Source organism: Pseudooceanicola profundi, from assembly GCF_050897955.1.
Lineage (GTDB): Bacteria > Pseudomonadota > Alphaproteobacteria > Rhodobacterales > Rhodobacteraceae > Pseudooceanicola.
The window spans coordinates 1-4488 of sequence record NZ_JBPAXZ010000012.1 but is presented as its reverse complement, the minus strand read 5'-3'; the positions used below and the strand labels follow the sequence as shown (position 1 = coordinate 4488).

The following is a 4488-nucleotide window of genomic DNA, read 5'->3' as shown; positions in this document are numbered from 1 at the left end:
ACCCAGCAAGAAGTTCTTGGAACACCAGGGCTCAGCACCGGCTCCTTGGTCTCTTACCGGAAAAACAGAAGCACATTGCGGCGTGCTATCGGATGACTTCCGATCTATGAGCGCAAATACCTGCTGAATCGGGATTTTTTTGGGCTCTCAGACTAGAAAAATGCCCAAAAGCTACCGACATAGGTGTCAGGTAGGGGCGACGTTTATGTCGTAGGCCCCTGGTGTCTGTGGCAGGAATCCCCCTGTCGCACCCGTCGCCCAAAGTAGATGCCATTCAACCATATTCCCCATCATGACCCCAAGTGGACTATCCGAGTACCCCTCAGCCCCTGTCACTGGCGTCACCCCGGTCGATTTGATTGAGATGCAATGAGCGTGCATATGACTGATTAACAGCGATTTAGAGGTATCATTATGGCACAACAAACCAGACCCAAGGAGCAAGAAAAGCAGCTCCGCGAGAATGAGAAGAAGTGGTCGAAGGCCCTCATGGAGAGCGGGTTTACTGTTTTCCCGAGCGTAATTCTTGAACGGCAGAAAGCTCTCGGCCTCAACCCTCTTGAGGTGAATATTCTTCTGTTCCTTTGTACCTTCTGGTGGACGAAGGATGGACGGCCGCGCCCTGCAATCGGTACCATTGCAGAAGCTGTCGGCCGCAGCCCGCGCCATGTCACCCGTGTGATTACAGGTCTTGTCGATGCAGGCCTTATCGAACGGCACCAGCGGAGCTACAAGGAGACGGGGAACCTCACGAACGAATACTCCTTTGACGGGCTAATCAATGAAGTAATGCCCTTTGCCAAGGAGAAGATCGAGGAGCGTGAAGCGAAGGCGGCCGAGAAGAAGGCCAAGACGGCTAAGAAGGGCAAGCCCAAGCTGCGAGTCGTGAAAGATAGCGACTGAACGACCATGCCGTACTTCAAGAACAAGAAGATCGGAGGTCAGGAGTTTGACCTGGCTCACCTCGATCCATTCAGCTTCGTCGTGACACATGACGACAAAGATTATGCTGTCCGTGTCACATTTGAAGACCATGTCTTCACCACCGCTTTCGATCCAGGGCTTCATACGCCCGATCTGGTTTATAGCCGAAGACCAGGAGACTGGCGCGCGTTCGACGCTGCCCGGTGGCAGCAGTCGCAGACTTTGCCGGGGCTATTCCGCACCATTGGCGGTCACAGCGTATACCATTCGATGGGTCGCAACTTCTTCTTTCTGCGCGGTGCGGCAGGAACCCCGCCCTACGCAGTGTTTTTCGAACCGACACGGTCCAATCGTAGCGACATGGATGTAGCGGTGATTGTCCGTTCCGCATATGAGAAAAACGGGATGACGCGATGGGCCAGTCCGATCAAATTTCCCAGGCTCATCGACTCGGTTGCACGTGGAATTCAAACACCGCTTGGCCCACGAGCGCAGATAAGGCGGCGTTGAGCGGTCGCTAGAAACGAAAATAGGCCCCGCAGGACCTACTTCGGGAGCTTGCACTCCGGTCGGGATCCTCTTGCGCCCCACTGGGGACCGGCTAGGCCGGCAGGTCGCCGTATCGCTGTTACGCTCACCCGATCATAGACGACAGCAGAGACATATACGACAGGGGGGTAGATTTCAAGTTAAGATCACGAACCAAGCCCTCTCCCTTGTTGTTCGGTCCAAAAGTACACCGAAAGTACGAAAAGATTTCACAAGTAGACATTGGTGAAATTTTTTTGTATGCTTCTTAGCGAAGGAGCGCCTCATGTCCAATGTTGTCCATCTGCACAAGCCACCACCTCAAATCGCTCACTACCTTCGGATAGGCTATCGGGAGCATGTTCTAGGCGACCGAATGCGTGCCGAAGGCCGGTTTGCAGAACAAGGTTTCGTCTTCGACGCCTGCCACGCAGAGGCTCAGGCAGACCTGATCCGTGACCTTCGTGCCGAGGGTCGTGAGTTGATCCTCGACACCAATATTGCGGAGCAAAGCGTGGTTGGGCGCTTCTCTGGAACTGTAGCGAATGCACCATGGGCCCGGAAGGACAGCCCTTTAGAAGCCGAAGATTTTAGGGCAGGAACGAACCGAAGTGTTGTTGAACCGATCTCCCGGTTTGCCGTCGCCAAGGGTTTTCACACCATCCTGAGCCCGACCCACTACCTTGGTGGGGATCAGTTCTTTTGGTTCGATGTTGATCGTCGCAGTTGCCAGTCTCTTCGAGATGCCCTTGACCGCGAGGGCGGGCGTCACGTCGGCATTAACTATGCGCTGATCCTGGACAATGCTCAGATCAAGGATACTGACTTCGTGAAAGGAATCGTGGCGGGACTACAAGGTTTGCCGATAGCCGCCCTCTGGTTGCGGGTCGCAGGCTTTGGTGTAGACGCAACAGGTGCGGGTGTCGACAAGATGGCACGTGCAGTCCTCCAGTTTCACGAACTTGGTATTCCGATCATCATGGATCGCCTTGGCGGGCAGACGGCGCTGGCGCTTTCTTCTCTGGGTGTGACCAGCGGCTACACCAACGGCATGAAGGGCAAAGATGGATTCCAGACCGGAGGTTGGCTCAAGCCGCGTGGTGGCGGCGGAGGCGGTAATGATCGCGCCGTCTTCGTGTCAGGCCTCGATCGCCGTATGTCCGTGAAAGAGATGAAGGCGCTCTTCGACGCTTCAGCAACTGCACGTTCTGTGTACGGTTGCAGGGATTCAGGGTGCTGCAGCAACATCGAGGCCATGCTACGCGAACCAGAAGCACACCATCTGCGCGAACAGCAGAAAACGTTGGCTGACCTGAGCCAAGTGCCCGAAGCTCGGCGCCCTGACTACTATCTAGACAATCATCTGGATGCGATGCGGCTCAAGGCTGAACGCTCTGCGCGGCTGAAAAAGGCACCAGAAGACTTCATCAAGAAGGCTGAAAAAGCGACAACTAGGCTCACAAGAATGACAACTGCCCTCGAACAAACGTTTCAAAAAATAGGACAAATCCCTTTCGCTCCTGAAGCGACTTTGCCGTCTTCCGTAGCTGCACAGGGTGTCTCATCCAGGAAAAAGCCATGAGTACCGTTGCTCAGAGAACTACGGCAGTCTCTCGTATGGTCGACGAGTTGCGTCAGCTTGGTGGCCTAAAGAACGTGGACCTCGCTAATATTGTGGGCGTTTCGCCGCCTACGGTGCATCGCTGGAGTAAGGGCCAAGGCTCTCCGACCATCGAGAAACAGCAGGTCATTGCAGAGCTGCGATGGGTCGCAGAGCGCCTTTCTGATTTTTACGAACCGGACGAAGCGCGCTTGTGGCTACAAACCGGGCATCCGCAGTTGGATGGAGAAAAGCCCTACGACCTGATCAACGAAGACCGCACGGCCGAAGTCCTGGAGATTATCGACCGCTTGGAAAGTGGAGTTTATCTCTGAATGTCCATTCGACGGTCGAGCCATGATGTTACGCTGCTCGATGCGTTGAGTGAGCTTCCCGAGGTGCCTTTCACAGGAGACCTTTGGAGGGTCGTAAATGGGGCTAGATCGCCTATCGACGGTTCCAAAGGTGCCGGTCGTTGGAATCTCCGGGAAAGCGAAGTTCTATACTGTGCTCTCGAAAAGGATGGAGCATTGTCGGAGATTCACTTCCATATTAGCCGACAACAATCGGTTTTCCCGAGCCGCCTTACTTCAACGGCGTATAGGCTAAGAGCACAACTTGGCCGTACTCTCAATCTGACCGACAAAGATCTCTTGGTTAGGCTAGGCGTGGACCTTGGTCGCTACACAGAGATTCTCTATGATCAGACACAAAAGATCGGAGAAGCTGTGAATTTCTTAGGATTTGAAGGAATGCTTGTGCCAAACGCACGGCATGAAAGTACCAACCTGGTGGTGTTTCCACAAAACTGCGACCTCGACGAACTGCAAGAGATAGAAGGGACTGAAATCGACTGGACTGCCTGGCGCAATTCTCGCTCGGGCTAAACAGTCATCTGAGACGAACCGTTGCAGATTGTCGGAGCGTGCGTAGCAAACATCCAACGCGGAGCTCCAAGGGCGGCTACAATGTCTAAATGTACTTCCGATAGTCACTGCTCACCTCGTGACCGGCGGGCACATATTTCAAAACATCGCCGACCTTACGGGCTGCTCGGATCGGAATCGGCAAGCGCTGGTTCACCCAGGTCGAGTTCCAGTTGTCACTTGGGAGTGGGCAAAAGCTGGGGGTTATGCCGCTAGGGTGGCATTTGAGACTGTCAGACGCCCATCGAGAACTGCGGCTCTGGTGACGGCTACATTATGTGTCCACTTAACCTTCTTGACTGACAAATGACATGACGGTTTCGATAGGCCGCCGGCCTTGGTTGCGGTAGCCCAGATGTGGGCGCTCGGTGTTGTACAAGTGAACGCCAGAACACCCACGTTACCGACCGGCGCGAGGTTCTTTATCCATGGCATCCCTGGTTCGGCAGATCGGTTTATGTCCATTCTGTGATCGACAAGCCCGGCGATGCAGTGTTTCGGTGCAATCTC

Annotated in this window: 5 protein-coding genes; all 5 read left to right on the top strand. The window is 54.4% G+C overall.

Going from position 1 to position 4488, the window contains the following annotated elements; genetic code table 11:
* The first annotated feature begins 414 nt into the window (after window positions 1–414).
* The gene (locus ACRARG_RS21525; RefSeq protein WP_432692059.1) at window positions 415–903 is read left to right on the top strand and encodes a helix-turn-helix domain-containing protein; all 489 of its coding nucleotides are present in this window, start codon (window positions 415–417) and stop codon (window positions 901–903) included.
* Window positions 904–909: 6 nt separating this feature from the next.
* On the top strand, window positions 910–1434 hold the full coding sequence (locus tag ACRARG_RS21520; protein WP_432692058.1) for a YjaZ family protein: 525 nt from the start codon (window positions 910–912) through the stop codon (window positions 1432–1434).
* Window positions 1435–1738: 304 nt separating this feature from the next.
* On the top strand, window positions 1739–3034 hold the full coding sequence (locus ACRARG_RS21515; protein WP_432692057.1) for a hypothetical protein: 1296 nt from the start codon (window positions 1739–1741) through the stop codon (window positions 3032–3034).
* A gap of 35 nt (window positions 3035–3069) precedes the next feature.
* Entirely contained in the window at window positions 3070–3387 is a 318-nt protein-coding gene (locus ACRARG_RS21510; protein ID WP_432692056.1) for an antitoxin Xre/MbcA/ParS toxin-binding domain-containing protein, read from the top strand.
* On the top strand, window positions 3388–3939 hold the full coding sequence (locus ACRARG_RS21505; RefSeq protein WP_432692055.1) for an RES family NAD+ phosphorylase: 552 nt from the start codon (window positions 3388–3390) through the stop codon (window positions 3937–3939). It begins immediately after the preceding gene.
* The last annotated feature ends 549 nt before the right edge of the window (window positions 3940–4488 follow it).